The organism is Bradyrhizobium sp. MI1.10, assembly GCF_055811035.1.
The window spans coordinates 48140-66982 of sequence record NZ_JBVVPN010000027.1 but is presented as its reverse complement, the minus strand read 5'-3'; the positions used below and the strand labels follow the sequence as shown (position 1 = coordinate 66982).

Below are 18843 nucleotides of genomic sequence, written 5' to 3'. Positions count from 1 at the left end.
ATGAAAAAACTAGAAGGCAAGATCGCAGTCATCACCGGCGGCAGCAGCGGGATCGGGCTGGCCACAGCCAAGCGCTTCGTGGACGAAGGTGCGCATGTCGTGATCACCGGACGACGCGAGAAAGAACTGAAGGAAGCCACGGCCTTCATCGAGAGAAACGTGACGACGGTCATCGGCGACGTGTCGCGCCTGGAAGATCTGGACCGGCTCTATGCCGTCGTGAAAGAGAAACATGGTCACATCGACATTCTCTTCGCGAACGCGGGCGCGGGAACGATCGCACCGCTCGCGATGGCTACCGAGGCCCATTTCGACCAGACCTTCGACGTCAACGTGAAGGGGCTGTTCTTCACCGTGCAGAAGGCCCTCCCCCTCTTCAGGGACGGCGGTTCGATCATCCTGAACTCTTCGGTGTCGAACGTGAAGGGGTTGCCAGGGTTCAGCGTCTACGCCGCGAGCAAGGCGGCGGTGCGCAGCTTCTCGCGCGCCTGGACGCTGGAGCTGAAGGACCGCAAGATCCGTGTCAACACGATGAGCCCCGGACCAACCGAAACCCCTGCCCTGGAAACAACGACGGGCTTGACCGCCGAGCAAGCCAAGCAAGCCGCCGCCGGATTTGCTTCACAGGTCCCGATGGGTCGCAGGGGCAAGCCGGAGGAAATCGCGGCTGCCGTCACGTTCCTCGCCTCCGATGAAAGTTCTTACGTCACCGGCGTGGATCTCGCCGTCGATGGCGGCATGGCGCAGGTCTGACCGCGCCATCGACACAAGATCGGAGAAACATCATGAGCTACGCAATTATCGGCTTCGGCCATATCGGCCAGGCCCTGGCCAGGGCGTTTGCCCGCAATGGCATCGAAGTATCCGTTGCAACCACGCGCGACCCGGAAAGCTTTGCATCCGCCGCGGCCGCGATCGGACCCACGATCATTCCCAAAAAGCTGGCGGACGCCGTCAAGGCGGACATCATCGTTTTGGCCGTCCGTTTCGAGTCGCACCAGGATGTCGCGAAGGCGCTGCCCACCTGGCAGGGCAAGACGATCGTCGATGTGACCAATGCCTACGGCGTGCCGCCTGAGAAACTGGGAGGACGACCTTCTTCCAAGGCCCTCGCGCAAGCCTTCACCGGCGGTCGACTGGTCAAGGGCTTCAACCATTTGGGTGCTGCCGTGCTTGGCCAGGATCCGGCCGTCCATGGTGGCAGGAGAGTCGTATTCCTGGCGAGCGACGACGACGCTGCCGCAGCGGAAATTGTCGCGCTTGCGGAAAAGCTCGGCTTCGCGCCGATCAAACTCGGCGGGCTTTCCGAAGGCGGACTGCTCGTGCAGGCGCGCGGAAACAGCTGGGGCCACCTGATCTTCAAGGATCTGGTCAAGTTCGGCTGATGAACACGGGGACACGAAGCATGCGATCGGATCGCGCGCGATCCGATCCGAGCGAAACGGAGAAATTCCCATGAGTATCGAGAAGAACATCCAGACCGTGAAGGACTTCTTCGCCGCGATCGGCCGTGGCGACAGAGAGGCTCTGCTGGCGCTGGTCACTGAGGACATCGAGTGGATCATTCCGGGCGAGGACTGGCCGCTGGCCGGAACGCATCGCGGGCACGACGGGGTGACGGATCTGCTGGAGACGGCATCCAGGTCGGTCGAAACGTCCACCGAACCCCGGGAGTTCGTCGCGCAAGGCGACCGGGTCCTGGTCGTCGGCTTCGCGAAGGGGAAGATCAAAGCCACGAACAAGACGTTTAGGGACGACTGGGTCTTCGCCATAACGTTCGCAACGGCAAACTGACGAACATCAGGGAATACATCGACACGCAGGCACTGGCACGAGCCGCGCGCGTGTCGAATGCCTAAGCCTAAAGGAGATCCAGATGTACGACCAATCCAAGCTGTCCAAGTTGATCCGGTTCGCACGCATCAATGCGGGCTCCACCGTCATCGACGTTTACCCAGGCGATGGCGACTGGACCCGTCTCTTCTCCGAGATCGTGGGAGGCTAAGGACGGGTTGACAGCTTCGTGCCGGCCGAAGTGGCCCACTTCAAGAACGATCCGCTCGGTCGCATCCAGGCGCTTGCAAGGGAGCCGGGTCGAGACAACGTCGAAGCCGTCTCGGCGGACCTCGTGGCGATGCCGGAGGTCACGCGACCGGCGGATGTGCTGTGGCTGCACCTGTTCTACCACGATCTCCACACCGCACTGATCCAGGCCCGGGGCGCGACGGCGGCCCAATTCAATCGAGCCGTCTACGAGCGGCTGAAGCCCGGCGGGTGCTACGTCATCGTCGACCACGCCGCCGCGCTCGGGGCGGGCACGAGCGAGGCCCAGTCGCTGCATCGGATCGAGCCTGCATCCGTTCGCAAGGAGGTGGAGGCGGCCGGCTTCGTGCTGGACGCACAAAGCACCCTGCTCGCGAACAAGGACGACCCGCACACGATCAAGGTGTTCGATCCCGCCATCAAAGGCAACACCGATCGCTTCGCCTATCGGTTCGTGAAGCCGTGACGCCTTCCCCGCGAAAGCAGCGCGCGACCCTTCACTCCCGCACAATCGACCGCGCCGGGATGCCCGCGCCGATCAGGATGCGGCAAATCCCTGAATGTTTGTTACCCGGCATGACGGCGGGCTCAGGCCTGCTGGGTGGGATAAAGCGTGAGGATGTTGACGTTGACCCTGGGCGGTTGCGTCACCGCGTAGAGGATGGCAGCGGCGATGTCCTCGCTCTCGAGCTGCTCCATGTCTCCCAGTCTGGTCTCCACCGCCTGGCGGACATCGGGACGCATCTGCGCGACAAACTCGGTTTTGACGGCCCCCGGCTCGATCGTCGTGACGCGGATGCCGTCCTTCCCGACTTCGCGTCGAAGCGATTCCGCCATGGCGCTGGCAGCATGCTTGGTCCCGGAATAGACCGTTGAGGCATGGATATAGCGTCCGGTGCCGGATGAGAGGATCACGATATGCCCCGAACCTTGCCGCTTCATTCCCGGCAGCGCGGCATGGATCGGGTAGAGCAGCCCCAGGAAGTTTACGTCGATCATCTGACGGTATTCAGCTGTCGTGGTGTTCTGGAACGGCGCGGCGACGCCAACGCCGGCTATGCAGAGCAACATGTCGAGCCGCCCAAACTCCTCGATAGCGCGCAGCACCATCGCCGAGACCTGCGCCTCGTCCGAAACATCGACTTCGAGCGGAAGCGCCTGGCCGCCGGCTTGGCGTATCCGCTCCGCAAGATCTCCCAAGCGCTGCATGCGCCGGGCTGCGATCGCCACGCGCGCTCCTTCGGCTGCAAGAGCCACGGCCGTTGCTGCTCCAATCCCGGATGACGCTCCGGTCACCAGCGCGACTTTTCCGATCAGTTTGCCTGTGCCCATGCGATGTCTCCGTTCGTCTTGCTCCCGCGGCTCACAGCATTGAACGACTTCTTGACGAAATCGCGGTGCGGCTTGTGCGGAGCGGACGCGCGAGTATCCGAGGCGAGGCTGCCGCGCAGCAGCAGCAAGCCCCAATACGAATGCGACGGATTTCGCTTTTGGCGGCGGGCTTCAGCAGCTCCAAACCGGCCGCTGGGCATCGACCTGACAGCGAAGTTGATCGTCGGCGCCCACGCGCGTGCTGCTATGAATCGGGGACCAGAACGGCGAGAAACTCCGGGAAGCTCGTCGCGACCAACTCCACGCGGTCCTCGCCAGGCTCCTGTTCGTGATCCCACCAATAGATGGCTCCGGTGCTCGGACCCATGCGGCAATCCAAAAGGTAGAGGTTACCACCTTGGTCTTCGCCAACTGCCAGCATCCCTTCGGGAAGGACGTCGCCAACCAGTTCATAACAACCATCGAGTTGGAGGTAGTCTTCAGCGTCCCCGATTTCGAAGATGCAGCTCACATCCCAGTAGTCTGGATTGGTCGAGACGACCTGAACCGGACGAGACGGCTCTTCCCTGTGTGACCGCAGGAAGGCGAGATACGTCACGGGCAAGCTGGCCCCAAGCGCTGCTTCCAAGCTCTCAATTCGTCGTTCGGCGTCCATAACGCGATGCTAGCGCTCGGCCCGCTCTGGCTCAATCGTCATCCCGCCCTCGTTCTTGAGCTTTCGGTCAGCCGGATCACTTTTGGGCCCTGCCGTCAGATGACTGCTCTGCCGACCCGCCGATTTTCTTCGCGACCACATAGACGTCGACGCCGCTCATCGAGCATTCCTCGCTTGATGCCTGGCTTTTCGTGATGACCTCGATTGTCTTGCCATCCTTGGTGTGAAACGTGATGTCGTAAACCTCCTGGTGGAGGTCCTTGCCGATCTTTTCGGATGCGAGACGAACGGCCTTGGTCTGCGCCTCGATCACGGATGGAATATCGATCAGGCCGGCGTTCTTGAGGTGCACGAGGGCCATGTTCGTGGGCCAACTCGCGCAGTCCGGAGACTTCGCCAGAGCCACCGCAGCCGGCATCACAAATATTGCGGCCAGTACCACTTTCAACGCGGCGCGCATCAATGCACCACCTTGATCGAGTGGTCGCCACTTTCGCAGATCTGCTTGCGCCTATTGATGGGCAGGACGGTAACGTACATGCCGTCGCGGTCGCCGCGCTTGTAGAGCTTCTTGCCAGGCTTAAGCTTCGGAAGTCCCGTATCGGTCAACAAGGTACTCTCCGTTCGGTTCGCCGCCAGATACTATCATGGTACTGCTTCATTATTCTCAAATACGTTGTTATCTTTTTGTCAAAAGAAACTCGACTGCCCTGTCAACTGAGGCCCTGCGAATGAAAAGCTTGAACAATCTAGAGTGCGTGACCCTCTTCGTTGACGACCTCGCGCGCGCGAGGGCATTCTACGAGTCCGTGTTCGACGCCAGGCCGATCTATTCCGACGCCGTATGCAGCGTGATCGGGCTCGGTGGCGTAATGGTCAATTTGCTACAGGAGACGGAGGCACTGCAGCTTGTGCAGCCGGTGGTGCCGGCTGCTTCGAGCGCCGGACCTCGCATGCTCATGACCATTCGAGTCGGCGATGTCGATGATGCCTGTGAGAGGCTCCGGCAAAACGGCGTAGACTTGGTGAACGGCCCGATCGATCGTCCCTGGGGTCGCCGCACCGCCGCCTTTTCCGACCCATCCGGTCATATGTGGGAGATCGCACAGGAGATACCCTCCTAACATCCGTCATCCGCACCGGGACGTCTGCACCAAAGCGGTTCTCATTGGCGAGTGGCAGAGCATTGCTCCGATGGCATCAACAGGGCCAATCGGGCGATAGCGCCGCTATCCCCCTACTCCCACTCAATCGTCCCCGGCGGCTTGCTCGTCACGTCGTACACCACCCTATTCACGCCCTTCACCTCGTTGATGATGCGCGTGGCGGTCTCGCCCAAGAACTTCATATCGAACTGGTAGAAATCCGCGGTCATGCCGTCGGTTGAGGTGACGGCGCGCAGGCCCACGACGAAGTCGTAGGTGCGGCCGTCGCCCATGACGCCGACTGTCTTGACCGGGAGCAGCACCGCAAAAGCCTGCCAGATGTCGTCGTAGAGGCCGTGCTTCCGGATCTGGTCGATGTAGACGGCGTCGGCCTTGCGCAGGATATCGAGTTTTTCGCGCGTGATGTCGCCGGGGCAGCGGATGGCGAGGCCGGGGCCTGGGAACGGGTGGCGGCCGACGAAGATTTCGGGCAGGCCGAGCTCGCGACCGAGCTTGCGCACCTCGTCCTTGAACAGCTCGCGCAGGGGCTCGACGAGCTTCATGTTCATGCGTTCGGGGAGACCGCCGACATTGTGGTGCGACTTGATCGTCACCGAGGGGCCGCCGGTGAAGGAGACGCTCTCGATCACATCAGGATAGAGCGTGCCTTGCGCGAGGAAGTCGGCGCCGCCGATCTTCTTGGCCTCCGCCTCGAATACCTCGATGAAGAGGCGGCCGATGGTCTTGCGCTTCACTTCCGGGTCGGTGACGCCTTCGAGCTCGCCCAAAAACTGCTTCGAGGCATCCACGTGCACGAGCGGGATGTTGTAGTGGTGGCGGAACAGATCGACCACGGTCTTGGCTTCGTCGAGGCGCAGCATGCCGTGGTCGACAAACACGCAAGTGAGCTGCTCGCCGATCGCTTCGTGGATCAGCACGGCCGCGACCGCGGAATCGACGCCCCCGGAGAGGCCGCAGAGCACCCTGCCCTTGCCGACCTGGGCGCGGATCTTGGCGATCTCCTCCTCGCGGAAGGCGCGCATCGTCCAGTCGCCGGAAAGGCCGGCGATCTTGCGGACAAAATTGCGGATCAGCTTGGCGCCGTCGGGCGTGTGCACCACTTCGGGGTGGAACATCAGGCCGTAATATTTGCGCGTCTCGTCCTGGATGATCGCGAACGGCGCGTTCGGCGAGGTGCCGGCCACCGAGAAGCCCGGCGGCATCTTGGTGATGCGGTCGCCGTGGCTCATCCAGACCTGGTTCTTGCCGCCTGGTGACCAGACGTCCTCGAACAGCTTGCTCGGCGCCTTCACCTCGACATCGGCGCGGCCGAATTCGCGGTGATGGCCGCCCTCGACGGTGCCCCCGAGCTGCTCCGCCATGGCCATCTGGCCGTAGCAGATGCCCATCACGGGCACGCCGGAATCGAAGATCGCTTGCGGCGCGCGGGGCGAGCCGGCCTCATGCACCGATTCAGGGCCGCCGGAGAGAATCACCGCCTTCGGCTTCATCTCGTTGAAGGCCTGTTCGGCCTTGTTGAACGGGACGATCTCGCAATAGACGCCGTCCTCGCGCACGCGACGCGCGATCAGCTGCGTCACCTGGCTGCCGAAGTCGACGATGAGAATCTTGTCGTGCGCCGAGGCCCCCGAGGGCGTCGACGCGGAGCGGTCGGTCTGTGCTGCTGTCATGGCAAGCAGATACGCGACGGGGGCTTTTCCCGCAACCGCGCGGGCCGCGCGCCCACATTCTTCTTTGGGCATGGACAAATCGATATAGGTAAGTATTATTGACCTAATATGGCCCGCCACTCACCAAGGGCCGATCAGGGAGAACGTCATGCCACACCATCATCAGCCGTCGAATCTCGCCGCGCTCGGCCGCACCTGGGTCGAGGCCTGGAACGCACGCGATCTCGAGCGCGTGCTCACGCTCTATGCCGAGGACGTCGTGATGACCTCGGACCGCATCCCCGCGATGGGATTCGATGAAAGCGGCACCGTCCGCGGCAAGGATTCGTTGCGGGCCTATTGGAGCAAGGCGCTCGCCCTGTTGCCGGAGCTGCATTTCTCGCTCATCGAATTGTTCGTCAGCCCAGATAGCGTGGTGGTGTTCTACGAGAACGAGCGGGGAAAGCGGATCTGCGAATATCTGCGGGTGAATGCGGCCGGAAAGATCGTGCAGGGATCGGCGAATCATTTGGTGGGCTGACGCTCACCCACCGCTGTCATTCCCCGCGAAGGCGGGGAATCCAGTACGCTACGGCCTCTCGATTCAATTAGTGCGGCCTCTGGAATACTGGATCGCCCGCCTTCGCGGGCGATGACAGCGCGTGTCAGGCGTGAGCATGCCCCAAGCGCGATAGTGCGGGCGCCGCAATGACGGAGACTGTGGCGAGCGCATACGCTAACAACACCGGCGCCGGCACCGAGACAGGACCCTCCCCATGAAGCTCCCCACCTCCCCCTTCACCGTCACCGACTGGAGCAAGGTCGAGCCGACCATCCATCCCGGCGAGACCGGGCAAGCCCAGTGGCGCACGCTCAACATCGGCGATCTCCGGGTGCGGATGGTCGAATATACGCCGGGCTATCTCGCCGACCATTGGTGCGACCGCGGCCACGTGCTCTACGTGCTGCAGGGCGAGCTCGACAGCGAGCTGCGCGACGGCCGCAAGTTCAAGCTCACGGCGGGGATGAGCTATCAGGTCTCGGATTTCGGCGACGCAGCGCACCGGTCCTCGACCGCGACGGGGGCGACGCTGTTTATCGTCGATTGAGCGCCCGGGAAGGGTTAATTTGCACCGCAAAATAGCAAAATGCGGCGACATTCCGAGCGACGGGTGGTGCCTTGAAGTGGCCCCAAAATCTCGCTATATTGTGATCATCGATACTTGGCCGAACGACTGGGCCGCTTCGCTTCGTTGCTGACGGGCGCGCACGCTTCAGATGATTTCTCCAACATCGACTGATCAGGATTATGGGCGCAATAGTGCGTACCGGTCCGCGTGTTAACTTCTTAAGCAAAGGAAATTCCCATGGCTATGGGCACCGTGAAGTGGTTCAACAATCAAAAGGGTTTTGGTTTCATTCAGCCGGATGACGGCGACAAGGACGTGTTCGTGCACATCAGCGCCGTCGAGCGCGCCGGCCTGTCGACCCTCAATGAGGGCCAGAAGGTCTCGTTCGACATCGTCGCCGATCGTCGCAGCGGCAAGTCCTCGGCTGACAATCTCCGCGTCGGCTAACGCCAGCGCACCGTTCTGACCACGGACGTACCGGCAGAACGTCAAGTTAGAAAACCCCGCGACCGGGTTCCGGTTTGCGGGGTTTTTGTTTTGGGGGCCGCCGCAACCCGCGGTGACGGGGAGGGCTATGCCTTCTTGAAGACCGAGACGAAGAACCCGTCCGTCCCGGTCCGCCGCGGCGTCATCAGCCAGCCTTCCGGCGATTGCAGCGCGGCTTGCGCAAACTCCTCCGCCTTGTCCCAGAGCACGCTCGCGGTCTGCTCTGGCGGCACCACCGCGAACTCAGGATGGCGGCCAGTGAACGCCCTCACCTGCTCGCCGTTCTCCTCCGAAAGCACCGAGCAGGTGATGTAGGCGATGCGGCCGCCGGCCTTGACCAGCGGAACCGCGCGATCGAGCACCTCGGTCTGGTCCCGCAGGCGAATCTCCAGGGCGCCCGGGCGCATGCGCCATTTGGCATCGGGGTTGCGGCGCCAGGTTCCAGTTCCCGTGCAGGGCGCGTCGATCACGACGAGGTCGGCGGTGGCGCTGATCTCGGCCAGCGGATCGGCGTCGCCCTTGGGCGTGCGCACATCGGCATTGTGGACGCCGGCGCGCGACAGGCGGTCGTGGATCGGCGCAAGCTGCCGCTTGTCGCTGTCGGTCGCGATCAGGCGGCCCTTGCCCTGCATCATCGCGGCGAGCGCCAACGTCTTGCCGCCGGCCCCCGCACAGAGATCGATCACCTGCTCGCCGGGTTTTGCCGCGGTCAAGGCAGCCGCAAGCTGCGACCCCTCATCCTGCACTTCGATGGCGCCCTTGATGAAATCCTCTTCGGCCTGGATGCCGGGGTTGCGCGCATCGGCCGAAAGCTCGATGCGCAGGCCGGTTGCGGACCACTGCGTCGGTTTCGCATGAAGATGAGCAAGCGCCCCCAGCACCTTGTCGCGATTGGATTTTAGCGTGTTGACGCGCAGGTCGAGCGGCGCCCGGCTCGCCATCGCGGCCGCCTCCGCGACGCGCTCGTCGCCGAAGGCTTTTGCCAAATACGGATCCAGCCATTCCGGATAGTCGCCGGCGATCGCGGCCGGGGCACCTTCCAGCGACCGCGAGGCGAGCGCGGCCTGCTCGGCCTCAGTCAACGGCGCCGGGGCAAAGCGGTTGCCGTCGAACAGCGCAGCCATCGTGGCCGTATCCATGTTGCGCTCGAGGCGAAGCATGCCGATCAGCCGCGACCGCGCGGTGTCCGAATCCATCAGGTAGGCGCTCGAGGCGTAGCGGCGCAGCACGTCCCAGACGAGGCCGGCAATGGCGGCGCGGTCGCCGGAGCCGGCGAAGCGGTGCGCGGTGCCCCACTCCTTCAGCGCCTTGGCCGCAGGCACGCGGTCTTTCTCGATGGTGTCGATCAGTTCGATGGCTGCGGACAGCCGGGCAGCGGGAGTCATTTGAATCTTTCAGATCAGGATCGGCGAGTAGCGCCTAGATCAGCAACAGCATTTTCAACGCGAAGTAGATCCACATCGCGAGCAGGACAAGCACGCCGGCGAGCCAGATCGTGGAGCGGCGGCCGAGATTGTTGGAGGAGACGAAGATTCCGGCATGGACGAAGCGCGTCACCACGAACACCCAGGACATCAGCACGATGAACAGATCGGCATGGCGCAACGGGAGCGCCAGCGCGATCAGGGCGTAGAACAGCACCGGCAGCTCGAACTGGTTGCGGTAGCAATTGGCGATTTGTGTGGCGCCCTTGGGCCAGTTGGGCTCGCCGAGCGCAATGTCGCGGCTCTTGGTCTCGCCGGAGACGAGCGCGCGCCGGCGTCCCATCGCCATGGCGATCAGGAGCGCGAAGGTGAGACCGACCTGCACGAAGACCGGCAGCAAAACCATTTGAATGGACATCGGAATTTCCCGGGATTTTCCCATCCGGCGGAAGGCATAGCTAGCGTCCCTTAGCGGTCACCGCTGGTCCTGACAATCAACGAGTTGAACCGGCGTTCCCGATGAGGCGACCAACGGTCGACAGTTAAAGCGATTTTGCCCCTCGGGGCGCGCAAGGCGAGAGACCGCCATGAACACCCTCTTCAGCCTGATCGCCAGCCTGACCGGCGCTTTGACCGAGTCCGCCGACGGGCAGTTCGGCATCCTGATGTCGGCGCTGGCCGGCATCGCGACGGCGCTTGCGGTGGCGCTGGCGATGACGGTCTACTTCCGAATGAGCTATCGGACCTGGCGAGATGTCCTCAGGCACGGCGTCGCTGCGCTCGCCGCCCTCGCGCTGTTCGCGTTTGCCGCCTACGACATGCGCCATGCCGCGCTGGCCTATCTCGGCCTCAATCCATCGAAACCCGCGGTCGAGTTCGAGATCAGCATGCCCAGGGAGACCTTGGCGGCGGCGACCGACACCCAGATCGAGCTGCATACCGACCGCAACCAGACGCTGGCGCTGGTCGAGGGCGTGCAGGAGCTCGGTGATGGCCGCTCCGTGCTGCGCGGCGCGGTGGCGCTCAACCACCGCACCGCGGACCGCGTGCTGGTCGTGAACCTGCCCGGCAAGGGCACCTTCGAATTCCGCCTTCGCCTGCCGGCCGAGCCGCATCGCTCCGAGCAGTTCGGCCCTCAGTTCGGTCCTCAGTTCGGTCCTTGGCACCTCGCCGACCGCATCGCCTCGCCGCTGGCAAGCCCGGTCGCGCCGCAGGACGCCTACACGATCCGCTATCGCGTGCTTTAAACTTTGTTCGATCGCTGACCGCGGACCCGCCGTCATCGTTCCGACGTCGGGCGTGGCCTATGATCGATACATGTCCGAATTTCGCCTGACGCAGATCTCCGACACCCATCTTGGCCGGCGCTTCCCCGGCCTGATCGCAAACTTCCAGGCGCTCAGTGAGCATATCGACACCGATAGGCCCGATCTCGTCGTCAACACCGGCGATGTCTCGTTCGACGGGCCGACCAGCCGCGACGATGTCGAATTCGCCAAGGCCCTGCACGATGCCCTGCCCGTCGCCTGCCGCTACATCCCCGGCAATCACGACATCGGCGACAATCCGACCGCGATCGGCCCTGCGCCGAAGCCGCCGGTCGCGGAAGCGCATCGCCAGCAATTCCGCGAGATCATCGGCGAGGACCATTGGTCGTTCGAGGCCGCGGGCTGGTGCTTCATCGGCGTCAATTCGCTGGTGATGAACTCAGGGCTCGCCTTCGAGGCCGAGCAGTTCGACTGGCTCGCCTCGGAAGTTTCGCGCACGAACGGCAGGCCGGTCGCGCTGTTCGTACACAAGCCGCTGTTTCTCAACCTGCCCGACGACCCCGAGACGCCGGAGACCTCGATCCGCTACGTGCCGCAGCCGGCACGCGCGCGGCTGATCGAGATGTTTGCGCATGTCGACCTGCGCCTCATCGCCAGCGGTCACGTGCACCAGCGGCGCGACTTCACCTGGCGCCACACCCGCCACGTCTGGGCGCCCTCGGCCGGCTTCAAGATCAACGACAAGCGCCAGGACCGGATCGCGATCAAGGAGGTCGGGCTCGTGGAGTACCGCTTCCAGCCCGACAGCTTTGAGGTACGCCACGTCAGGGCCGCGGGCCAGGTCGACGTCGACATCGAGGAGCTGTTGGCCCAGATGGGTGGCGAGCACTAGCCCAATTGGCGGGCACGATTCCTTATCCTGATACCTCATTGCACCGAATTCGATCCAAAATGGCTAGAAGATACTAATGACAACGTTGTCATTCCGAAATATCGTTCTCCAAGCGGGCAAGGGCCGCGGGCGGAGTGACGATGCATTTCTTGTCCCGGTGGGATAGCCAACGTCTTTCAACGACCACGCGGGGTATTCCCCTGGTCGCCGGTCTGTCGATCGATGAGATCGCCGATCAGCATTGGCGGCCCTCTCGTGGCGACCTCGCCCTCCCCGCGCTCACGTTCGATGAGACCGCCTTCGCCGCCAATCGCGACCTTTTCCTGCGCTGGTGCAAGGGCGCCGGCGTCACTGTCGCGCCGCACGCCAAGACACCGATGTCGCCGGAGCTGGCCCGCTCGCTGCGCGAGGCCGGCGCCTGGGGCACGACGGTCGCCAACATCCAGCAGGCCGCGGTGCTGCTTGCGCATGGCGAGCGGCGGTTGTTGCTGGCCAACGAAATCGGCGGGCTCGCAGCCGGCCGGCGGCTCGGCGCTGTCCTCGGCGCGTATCCCGAGACGGAGTTTTACGCCTTCGCGGATTCACCGGCCGCGGTCGCGGCACTGGCGGAGGCTGCGCTGATCGCGGACCGGCGCGAGTTGTCCGTGCTGGTGGAACTCGGCGCCGGCCGCGCCGGCGCGCGCGATCGCGCCGCGGTCGAAGCAACAATTGCCGCGGTGCTCGCGGCCGACCGGCTCGTGCTGGGCGGCGTCGCGACTTACGAAGGCGCGGTCGCAACGTCCGATTCCAATGAGACGATGCGCGCGATCGCAGCGCTGATGGAGCGCACCATCGAGACCTTCGCGCTGGTGCGCGCTGCGGCCCCGCGCCTGCCGCTGATCATCAGCGCGGGCGGCTCCGCCTATTTCGACATCGTGGCACGCGCGCTCGCACCCGTCGCCCATGGCGACGGCAACGCCATCGTTCTCCTGCGCTCGGGCGCGCTGTTCTTCGCCGATCACGGCATCTATGCCCGCGCCCTCGCCGAGCTCGACCGGCGCGGCGGTCTACTCGTCGACGGCGCGCAACGCTCCGCCGCCGAAGGTTTTCGCCCGGCGCTCACGCTGTGGGCCGAGGTGCTGTCGCGGCCGGAAGCAGGCCTTGCCATCGGGGGCTTCGGCATGCGCGATGCCTCGTTCGACCAGGGACTGCCGGTGCCGCTGCGCGTCTTCCGCGACGGCGTCGCCCAGCAAGGGCTCGCCGCGACCTTGTCGGTCACACGTCTCAACGACCAGCATGCGTTCCTGTCGCTCGCGCCCGATAGCACGCTTGCGGTCGGCGACGTCATCGCCTTCGGCATCTCGCATCCCTGCACCTGTCTCGACCGCTGGCGTGTCATCTTCGCCCTCGATGCCGATGGCGTGGTGACGCGCGCCCTCCCCACCCAGTTCGGCTGAGAGCGGGCACGATGAATTTCCTGCCGCTCTGGCGCTATCAGAACCAGCTCATCGACGGGGCCATCGTCACGCTGGAGCTGACCGTGATCGCAGCGGTGGCAGGGCTTCTGATCGGCGTCGCCGGCGCGGTCGCGCTGAAGGGCCGCGTCACGCCGCTGCGCTGGCTCGTGCGCGCCTATATCGAGCTGTTCCGCAACACGCCGTCGCTGATCCAGATCTTCATCGTCTTCTTCGTGCTGCCGAATTTCGGCCTGAAGCTGCCGGCGTTCGAAGCCGCCTGTGTGGCACTGTCGCTCTATTTCGGCGCCTATTCGGTCGAGATCATCCGCGCGGGCCTCGACTCCGTGCCGAAGAACCAGATCGAGGCCGGCCAGTGCCTCGGTCTCTCCACCTGGCAGGTCTTCCGTCACATCCTGCTGCCACCGGCTCTGCGCAATGCCTATCCTGCCGTGACCAGCCAGTTCGTGCTCCTGCTGCTCGGCACCTCGCTTGCCTCGCAGGTTGCCACCGACGAGCTCTTCCACGTCGCAGGCTTCATCGAAAGCCGTACCTATCGCAGCTTCGAAGTCTACGCGGTGATCTGCGCGGTCTATTTCGCCATGGCGATGTCGTTCAAGGCGCTGTTTGCCGTCATTGGCGCGGCGGCCTTCCGCTGGCCGCGACGGCGCTGAGGGATCGGGCGATGCGTTCCTTCTCCCTCATCGATCTCGTCTCGCTCGTCGAAGCCCTGCGCTGGACTGTCGCGCTCGTCGTGCTCGCGCTCGCCGTCGGTACGCCGCTGGCGCTCGGGCTCGCCGTCGGCCGCATCAGCCGGTCCGCCGCCCTGCGCTGGACGATGGCGGCGTCCATCCAAATCATCCAAAGCGTGCCGCTGCTCGGCCTGCTGTTCTTCTTCTATTTCGGCATGCCGGTGTTCCTGGGCATCCAGGTGCCCGCGACCGTCGCGGTGACGGTGGCCTACACGCTCTACACGGCCGCCTTTCTCGGCGAGATCTGGCGCGGCGGCCTGGAGGCCGTGAAGCAGGCGCAGTGGGAGGCTGGCGCCTGCCTCGGCCTCTCCGCCTGGCAGCAGTTTTGCCACATCATCGCGCCGCAGGCGCTGCGGCTGTCGCTGCCGCCGACCGTCGGCTTCCTGGTGCAGCTCATCAAGGGCACCTCGCTCGCCTCGATCCTCGGCTTCGTCGAGCTCGCGCGCGCCGGCCAGGTGGTGAGCGCGGCGACATTCCAGCCGCTGCTCACCTACGCACTGGTCGCCGCGATCTATTTCGCGCTGTGCCTGCCGCTCACGCTCTGGTCCCGCTCCCTGGAGGCCCGCCTCGATGGCTCTCGTTGAAATCCGCGACGTGCACAAGACATTCGGCCGGGTCGAGGTCCTCAAGGGCGTCTCGCTCGACGTCGAGGAAGGCGAGATCGTCACGATCATCGGCCGCTCCGGCTCGGGCAAGTCGACGCTGCTCCGCTGCATCAATGCGCTCGAGAGCGTCGATTCCGGCGATATCCGCGTCGAGGGCTTGAAGGTCCATGCCGAAATGCGCGACCTCAAGAAATTCCGTCAGCGCGTCGGCATCGTGTTCCAGGCCTTCAACCTGTTTCCGCATCTGAAGGTCGAGCGCAATATCACGCTCGCCCCGCTCCTCACCGGCCGCATCGACAAGGCCCGCGCGCGGGCGCTGGCCGAGGATGTGCTGACCCGCGTCGGTCTCGCCGACAAGATCGACGCCTGGCCGGAGCAGCTCTCCGGCGGCCAGCAGCAGCGCGTCGCGATCGCGCGGTGCCTGGCCATGGCGCCTCAGCTCATGCTGTTCGACGAGGTGACCTCCGCGCTCGACCCCGAACTCGTCGGCGAAGTGCTGAAGGTGATGGAAGCGATGGCAAAACAGGGCATGACGATGATCCTGGTCACCCACGAGATGGGCTTTGCCCGCAATGTCGCGGACCGCATCGTCTTCATGCACCAGGGCCGAGTCTGGGAACAGGGGCCGCCGGCAAAGCTGTTCGCCAGTCCTGACACGCCCGAGCTCGCAAGCTTCATCGCGTCGTCGAGATGACCATCGTTCACCAAATCCGCCACCAGGAGAGAGCCATGAGAAAACTGAAGTCACTCTTCACCATCGCAGCCGCGGCGCTTGCCGTTCTCGCAGCGCCGAACCTCGCGAACGCCGACAAGCTCCAGGACGTGCTCGGCTCAGGCAAGCTGCGCATCGGAATCCTCACCGATGCGGCGCCATGGGGCTTCAAGGACGACAAGGGCGAGATCGCAGGTCTCGACGCCGATCTCGCCAGGCTGATTGCTGCCGACATGGGCGTGAAGCTCGAACTCGTCCCGGTAACCGGCGCCGCGCGCATCCCGAGCCTGCTGTCGGACAAGATCGACATGCTGATCGCGGGCCTCGGCGCAACGCCCGAGCGCGCCCAGCAGGTGATGTTCTCGCAGCCTTATGCGGTGGTGAATCTCGGCGTCTACGGCGCCAAATCGTTTCCCGCCGCGACCGGCAAGAAGCCGGACAATCTCGACGGCCGCAGCGTTGCAGTGGCCAAGGGCTCGACGCTGGATGTCTGGCTCACCGACAATGCACCGAAGGTGAAGCTTGTGCGCTTCGAGGACACGCCCGCCGCACTCGCCGCGTTTCTCGCCGGCCAGGCCGAGACCTTCGCCGAGAACAGCGCGATCGCACTCAAGGTGCAGGAGCAGAACCCCGCCAAGGAAGTCGAGCTCAAATTCCTGATCCGCCAGTCGCCGGCCCATGTCGGCGTGCGCCAGGGCGAGCAGAACCTGCTCAACTGGATCAACACCGACATCTTCACCAACAAGCTCAACGGCAAGCTCGGCGCGCTGCAGTTGAAGTGGTTCAAGGAAGAGCAGTCGCTGCCGACGCTGTGAGCCAGCACGCGCTCCCGCGACCCCGCGGGAGCCACTGTCACGAGGAGGTATTTCAGATGATCAAACGTTACGTCGTGGGCTCGCGCATGAGCCAGGCCGTCGCCGCCGGCGGCATGGTGCATATCGCCGGCCAGGTCGCGGACGACCGCAAGGCCGGAATCGTATCCCAGACCCAGCAGGTGCTCGCCAAGATCGACGCGCTGTTGAAGGAAGCCGGCTCCGATTGCTCCAGGTTGATCGCGGTCAACGTCTTCCTGCCGCACATCATCGACTTCGACACCATGAACTCGGTCTACGATTCCTGGATCGATCCGGTCAATCCGCCGGCGCGCGCCTGCGTCGAAGCCCGCCTCGCCGATCCCGACCTGCGGGTCGAGATGACCGCGGTTGCCCTGCTGTAGCGGCGCCGCCCTTTCATTCAACCTTCGGCCGGCGTCGGCGACGACGCGGCCCCGAGGCAAGCCATGCATACCGGACTTTTCCACGACATCGATTTCGAGAAGGACCAGAAATGGTCCGGACATCTCGGCATTCCCTTCTCGATCGACCGCTCTCCTTACTACCAGCTCAAGATCCCGATCTTCCGGATCAAGAACGGTGCCGGCCCAAAACTCCTTTTGATGGCCGGCAATCACGGCGACGAATATGAGGGCGAGATCACGCTGACGCGGCTGTATCGCCGGCTCGATGACGCCGCCGTGAAGGGCGAGATCACCATCCTGCCCTTCGCCAACCTGCCGGCGGTGATGGCAGCACGGCGCCGCTCGCCGCTCGACGAGGGCAATCTCAACCGCGCCTTTCCGGGCGATTCCGGAGGCACGCCGACGTTCCGCCTCGCGCACTTCCTCGAGCACGAGCTATTTCCGCGGCACGATGTCGTCTTCGACATCCACTCCGGCGGCACCTCGATGGCGCATGTGCCTTGCGCGCTGATCGAGCGCCAGGGACCGCCCGAGATGTTCGGCCGCGCGCTGCGCCTGATGGAAGGGCTGGGGATGCCCTTCGCCTTCGTCGCCGAGAACGGCGCCACTGCGCCGACCTCGATGGCGGCCGCCGCACGTGCCGGCGCGATCGGACTCTCCGGCGAGTTCGGCGGCGGCGGCACCGTCACGCCGCAGACGATGGCCCTGACCGCGCGCGCCGTCGATCGCCTGTTGCTCGCGCTCGGCCTGGTCCAGGCCCCGGTGCTGGGGCCACATGCGCCGGTCGAGCGCGCCACCGAGCTGTTGGCATTGCAAAGCCATGCGCAAGCGGTGTTCGCCACGCGGCGCGGCTGGTTCGAGCCTGCCGTCACGGTCGGCGCGCGGGTTGCGGCCGGCGACGTCGCGGGCTGGTATCATGATTTCGAGCGCCCGGAGCTGGCCGAAGAGATACTGCGCTTTCCAGCCGACGGCATCGTTATCTCGCAAAGGCTGCACACCGACAGCCAGAGCGGCGACTGCCTCGTCCAGGTCGGCCGCGCGCTGGCACGCGATGAGGTGGGGACGCACTGAGCTTTGGAGACGGTACCGACTTCGATTAAAGCGCGATGAGATTGGGATGAATCGTCATCGCGCTTTAGGTTGTTATTTGAGCATGATCTTTTCGGAAAACCGCTTCACACTTTTCCGGATCATGCTCTAGCCTCGGGATTCGATGACCGATCCGGCAAAGCCGACCTATGACGACGTGGTGCGCATTCCGGCGCCGCCCGGCCGCAGCAGCGCGACCGGACGGCCGCCGCGCATCGCGGAGGTGGCGGAGCGCGCGGGCGTTGCGCCGATCACGGTGTCGCGGGTGCTGCGCCATCCCGAGAAGGTCAATCGCGAGACCCGCGAGCGTATCCTCGAAGTGATCGAGGCGACCGGCTATGCGTCCAACCCGCACGCGCGCGCGCTGCGCTCGGGCCGATCAAACGTGGTCATGGCTTTCGTCTCCAACATCCTCAGCCAGCAGTTTGGGCTGGCGGTGCGCAGCTTCGCCGCGACGCTGGAGCCGGAAGGCTTTGAAGTGCTGATCGGCCAGACCTCCTACTCCTATGCCAAGGAGGTCGCGATGATCCAGTCGCTGCGCGGCATCCGGCCTGCGGCCGTGATGTTCACCGGCGTGATCGAACTCGAGGAGAATCGCGCCGCGCTCGAAGAGCTCGGCATTCCCGTGATCGAGACCTGGGCGTTTCCGCGCGATCCCATCGACATGCTGGTCGGCCTTCCCAACGCCGATGCCGGTGCGATGGCGGCGCGAAGGCTGGCTGAGGCCGGGCATCGCCGCGTCGGTTTCATCGGACGCAGCGTTGGGCGCGGTGCGCTGCGCCGCGACGGTTTTCGCGCGGCCGCGGCACAGCTCGGGCTCGAGATCATCCATGAGATCGGTGTCGGCGAAATCACGGGGCTCGTCGACGGCCGCGCCGCCTTCACCGCCCTGCTCGACCGCGGCGACCGCATCGATGCCGTGTTCTGCGCCAACGATCTGCTCGCGACCGGCGCACTGATCGAGGCGCGC

General features: G+C 64.5%; 23 protein-coding genes and 2 pseudogenes. 18 read left to right on the top strand and 7 right to left on the bottom strand.

The window, feature by feature from the left end; translation table 11 throughout:
• The 4 genes and pseudogenes from AC0L3K_RS26215 to AC0L3K_RS26200 all read left to right on the top strand — a co-directional run bounded on the left by AC0L3K_RS26215 (position 1) and on the right by AC0L3K_RS26200 (position 2509).
• Positions 1–753: a glucose 1-dehydrogenase gene (locus tag AC0L3K_RS26215; protein ID WP_007592174.1), complete on the top strand. Its 753-nt coding sequence runs from the start codon at positions 1–3 to the stop codon at positions 751–753.
• 32 nt (positions 754–785) lie between these two features.
• Positions 786–1385, top strand: coding sequence for an NADPH-dependent F420 reductase (locus tag AC0L3K_RS26210; RefSeq protein WP_007592176.1), 600 nt, complete (start codon positions 786–788; stop codon positions 1383–1385).
• Positions 1386–1455: 70 nt separating this feature from the next.
• Positions 1456–1859 (top strand): annotated as a pseudogene (locus AC0L3K_RS26205) (nuclear transport factor 2 family protein).
• Between the two features lie 17 nt (positions 1860–1876).
• Positions 1877–2509 (top strand): annotated as a pseudogene (locus tag AC0L3K_RS26200) (class I SAM-dependent methyltransferase).
• A 122-nt stretch (positions 2510–2631) separates the two neighbouring features.
• Here the strand turns inward: AC0L3K_RS26200 and AC0L3K_RS26195 are convergent.
• The 4 genes from AC0L3K_RS26195 to AC0L3K_RS26180 all read right to left on the bottom strand — a co-directional run bounded on the left by AC0L3K_RS26195 (position 2632) and on the right by AC0L3K_RS26180 (position 4642).
• The gene (locus AC0L3K_RS26195; RefSeq protein WP_007592179.1) at positions 2632–3375 is read right to left on the bottom strand and encodes an SDR family oxidoreductase; all 744 of its coding nucleotides are present in this window, start codon (positions 3373–3375) and stop codon (positions 2632–2634) included.
• 244 nt (positions 3376–3619) lie between these two features.
• Positions 3620–4030, bottom strand: a complete 411-nt coding sequence (locus AC0L3K_RS26190) for an SMI1/KNR4 family protein (RefSeq protein ID WP_007592181.1) — start codon at positions 4028–4030, stop codon at positions 3620–3622.
• A 76-nt stretch (positions 4031–4106) separates the two neighbouring features.
• Positions 4107–4490: a hypothetical protein gene (locus AC0L3K_RS26185; RefSeq protein ID WP_007592184.1), complete on the bottom strand. Its 384-nt coding sequence runs from the start codon at positions 4488–4490 to the stop codon at positions 4107–4109.
• Positions 4490–4642 (bottom strand): integrase, encoded by a 153-nt coding sequence (locus AC0L3K_RS26180; RefSeq protein WP_035992850.1) that lies wholly within the window; start codon positions 4640–4642, stop codon positions 4490–4492. Before AC0L3K_RS26180 ends, AC0L3K_RS26185 begins: the two co-directional genes overlap by 1 nt.
• Before the next feature lie 119 nt (positions 4643–4761).
• Between AC0L3K_RS26180 and AC0L3K_RS26175 the strand changes: the two genes are divergently transcribed.
• Positions 4762–5154, top strand: a complete 393-nt coding sequence (locus AC0L3K_RS26175; protein WP_007592186.1) for a VOC family protein — start codon at positions 4762–4764, stop codon at positions 5152–5154.
• Positions 5155–5267: 113 nt separating this feature from the next.
• On the opposite strand, the gene guaA is transcribed toward AC0L3K_RS26175, so the two are convergent.
• Positions 5268–6866, bottom strand: coding sequence for a glutamine-hydrolyzing GMP synthase (gene guaA / locus AC0L3K_RS26170; RefSeq protein WP_473367155.1), 1599 nt, complete (start codon positions 6864–6866; stop codon positions 5268–5270).
• A 148-nt stretch (positions 6867–7014) separates the two neighbouring features.
• On the opposite strand from guaA, the gene AC0L3K_RS26165 reads away from it, so the two are divergent.
• The 3 genes from AC0L3K_RS26165 (at position 7015) to AC0L3K_RS26155 (ending at position 8422) form a co-directional block, all read left to right on the top strand.
• Positions 7015–7386, top strand: a complete 372-nt coding sequence (locus tag AC0L3K_RS26165; RefSeq protein WP_007592190.1) for a nuclear transport factor 2 family protein — start codon at positions 7015–7017, stop codon at positions 7384–7386.
• A gap of 235 nt (positions 7387–7621) precedes the next feature.
• The gene (locus tag AC0L3K_RS26160) at positions 7622–7954 is read left to right on the top strand and encodes a DHCW motif cupin fold protein (protein WP_219683300.1); all 333 of its coding nucleotides are present in this window, start codon (positions 7622–7624) and stop codon (positions 7952–7954) included.
• 258 nt (positions 7955–8212) lie between these two features.
• Positions 8213–8422: a cold-shock protein gene (locus tag AC0L3K_RS26155; protein ID WP_007592195.1), complete on the top strand. Its 210-nt coding sequence runs from the start codon at positions 8213–8215 to the stop codon at positions 8420–8422.
• A gap of 125 nt (positions 8423–8547) precedes the next feature.
• On the opposite strand, the gene AC0L3K_RS26150 is transcribed toward AC0L3K_RS26155, so the two are convergent.
• Together AC0L3K_RS26150 and AC0L3K_RS26145 are read right to left on the bottom strand one after the other, a co-directional pair.
• Positions 8548–9846: an RsmB/NOP family class I SAM-dependent RNA methyltransferase gene (locus AC0L3K_RS26150; RefSeq protein WP_007592197.1), complete on the bottom strand. Its 1299-nt coding sequence runs from the start codon at positions 9844–9846 to the stop codon at positions 8548–8550.
• Between the two features lie 34 nt (positions 9847–9880).
• Positions 9881–10303, bottom strand: a complete 423-nt coding sequence (locus AC0L3K_RS26145) for an MAPEG family protein (protein ID WP_007592199.1) — start codon at positions 10301–10303, stop codon at positions 9881–9883.
• A 169-nt stretch (positions 10304–10472) separates the two neighbouring features.
• Between AC0L3K_RS26145 and AC0L3K_RS26140 the strand changes: the two genes are divergently transcribed.
• The 10 genes from AC0L3K_RS26140 to AC0L3K_RS26095 form a co-directional block, all read left to right on the top strand.
• A complete protein-coding gene (locus AC0L3K_RS26140) occupies positions 10473–11132 on the top strand; it encodes a hypothetical protein (protein WP_007592201.1) in 660 nt (219 codons plus the stop codon).
• A 70-nt stretch (positions 11133–11202) separates the two neighbouring features.
• Positions 11203–12045 carry a metallophosphoesterase family protein gene (locus tag AC0L3K_RS26135; RefSeq protein WP_007592203.1) on the top strand — a complete coding sequence of 281 codons (843 nt, stop codon included), beginning with the start codon at positions 11203–11205 and terminating at the stop codon, positions 12043–12045.
• A 140-nt stretch (positions 12046–12185) separates the two neighbouring features.
• Positions 12186–13481 (top strand): alanine racemase, encoded by a 1296-nt coding sequence (locus AC0L3K_RS26130; RefSeq protein WP_007592206.1) that lies wholly within the window; start codon positions 12186–12188, stop codon positions 13479–13481.
• A gap of 11 nt (positions 13482–13492) precedes the next feature.
• Positions 13493–14152, top strand: a complete 660-nt coding sequence (locus AC0L3K_RS26125; RefSeq protein WP_007592208.1) for an amino acid ABC transporter permease — start codon at positions 13493–13495, stop codon at positions 14150–14152.
• Between the two features lie 11 nt (positions 14153–14163).
• Positions 14164–14814, top strand: coding sequence for an amino acid ABC transporter permease (locus tag AC0L3K_RS26120; protein ID WP_007592210.1), 651 nt, complete (start codon positions 14164–14166; stop codon positions 14812–14814).
• The gene (locus tag AC0L3K_RS26115; protein WP_354127921.1) at positions 14801–15529 is read left to right on the top strand and encodes an amino acid ABC transporter ATP-binding protein; all 729 of its coding nucleotides are present in this window, start codon (positions 14801–14803) and stop codon (positions 15527–15529) included. Before AC0L3K_RS26120 ends, AC0L3K_RS26115 begins: the two co-directional genes overlap by 14 nt.
• A 35-nt stretch (positions 15530–15564) precedes the next feature.
• Complete coding sequence (locus tag AC0L3K_RS26110; RefSeq protein WP_007592214.1) at positions 15565–16362, top strand: transporter substrate-binding domain-containing protein; 798 nt, start codon at positions 15565–15567, stop codon at positions 16360–16362.
• Positions 16363–16418: 56 nt separating this feature from the next.
• A complete protein-coding gene (locus AC0L3K_RS26105; RefSeq protein ID WP_354127920.1) occupies positions 16419–16763 on the top strand; it encodes a RidA family protein in 345 nt (114 codons plus the stop codon).
• A gap of 63 nt (positions 16764–16826) precedes the next feature.
• A complete protein-coding gene (locus AC0L3K_RS26100) occupies positions 16827–17855 on the top strand; it encodes a succinylglutamate desuccinylase/aspartoacylase family protein (protein ID WP_007592216.1) in 1029 nt (342 codons plus the stop codon).
• 142 nt (positions 17856–17997) lie between these two features.
• Positions 17998–18843, top strand: an 846-nt coding sequence (locus tag AC0L3K_RS26095; RefSeq protein ID WP_473367145.1) for a LacI family DNA-binding transcriptional regulator, incomplete at its 3' end; no start/stop codon positions are given.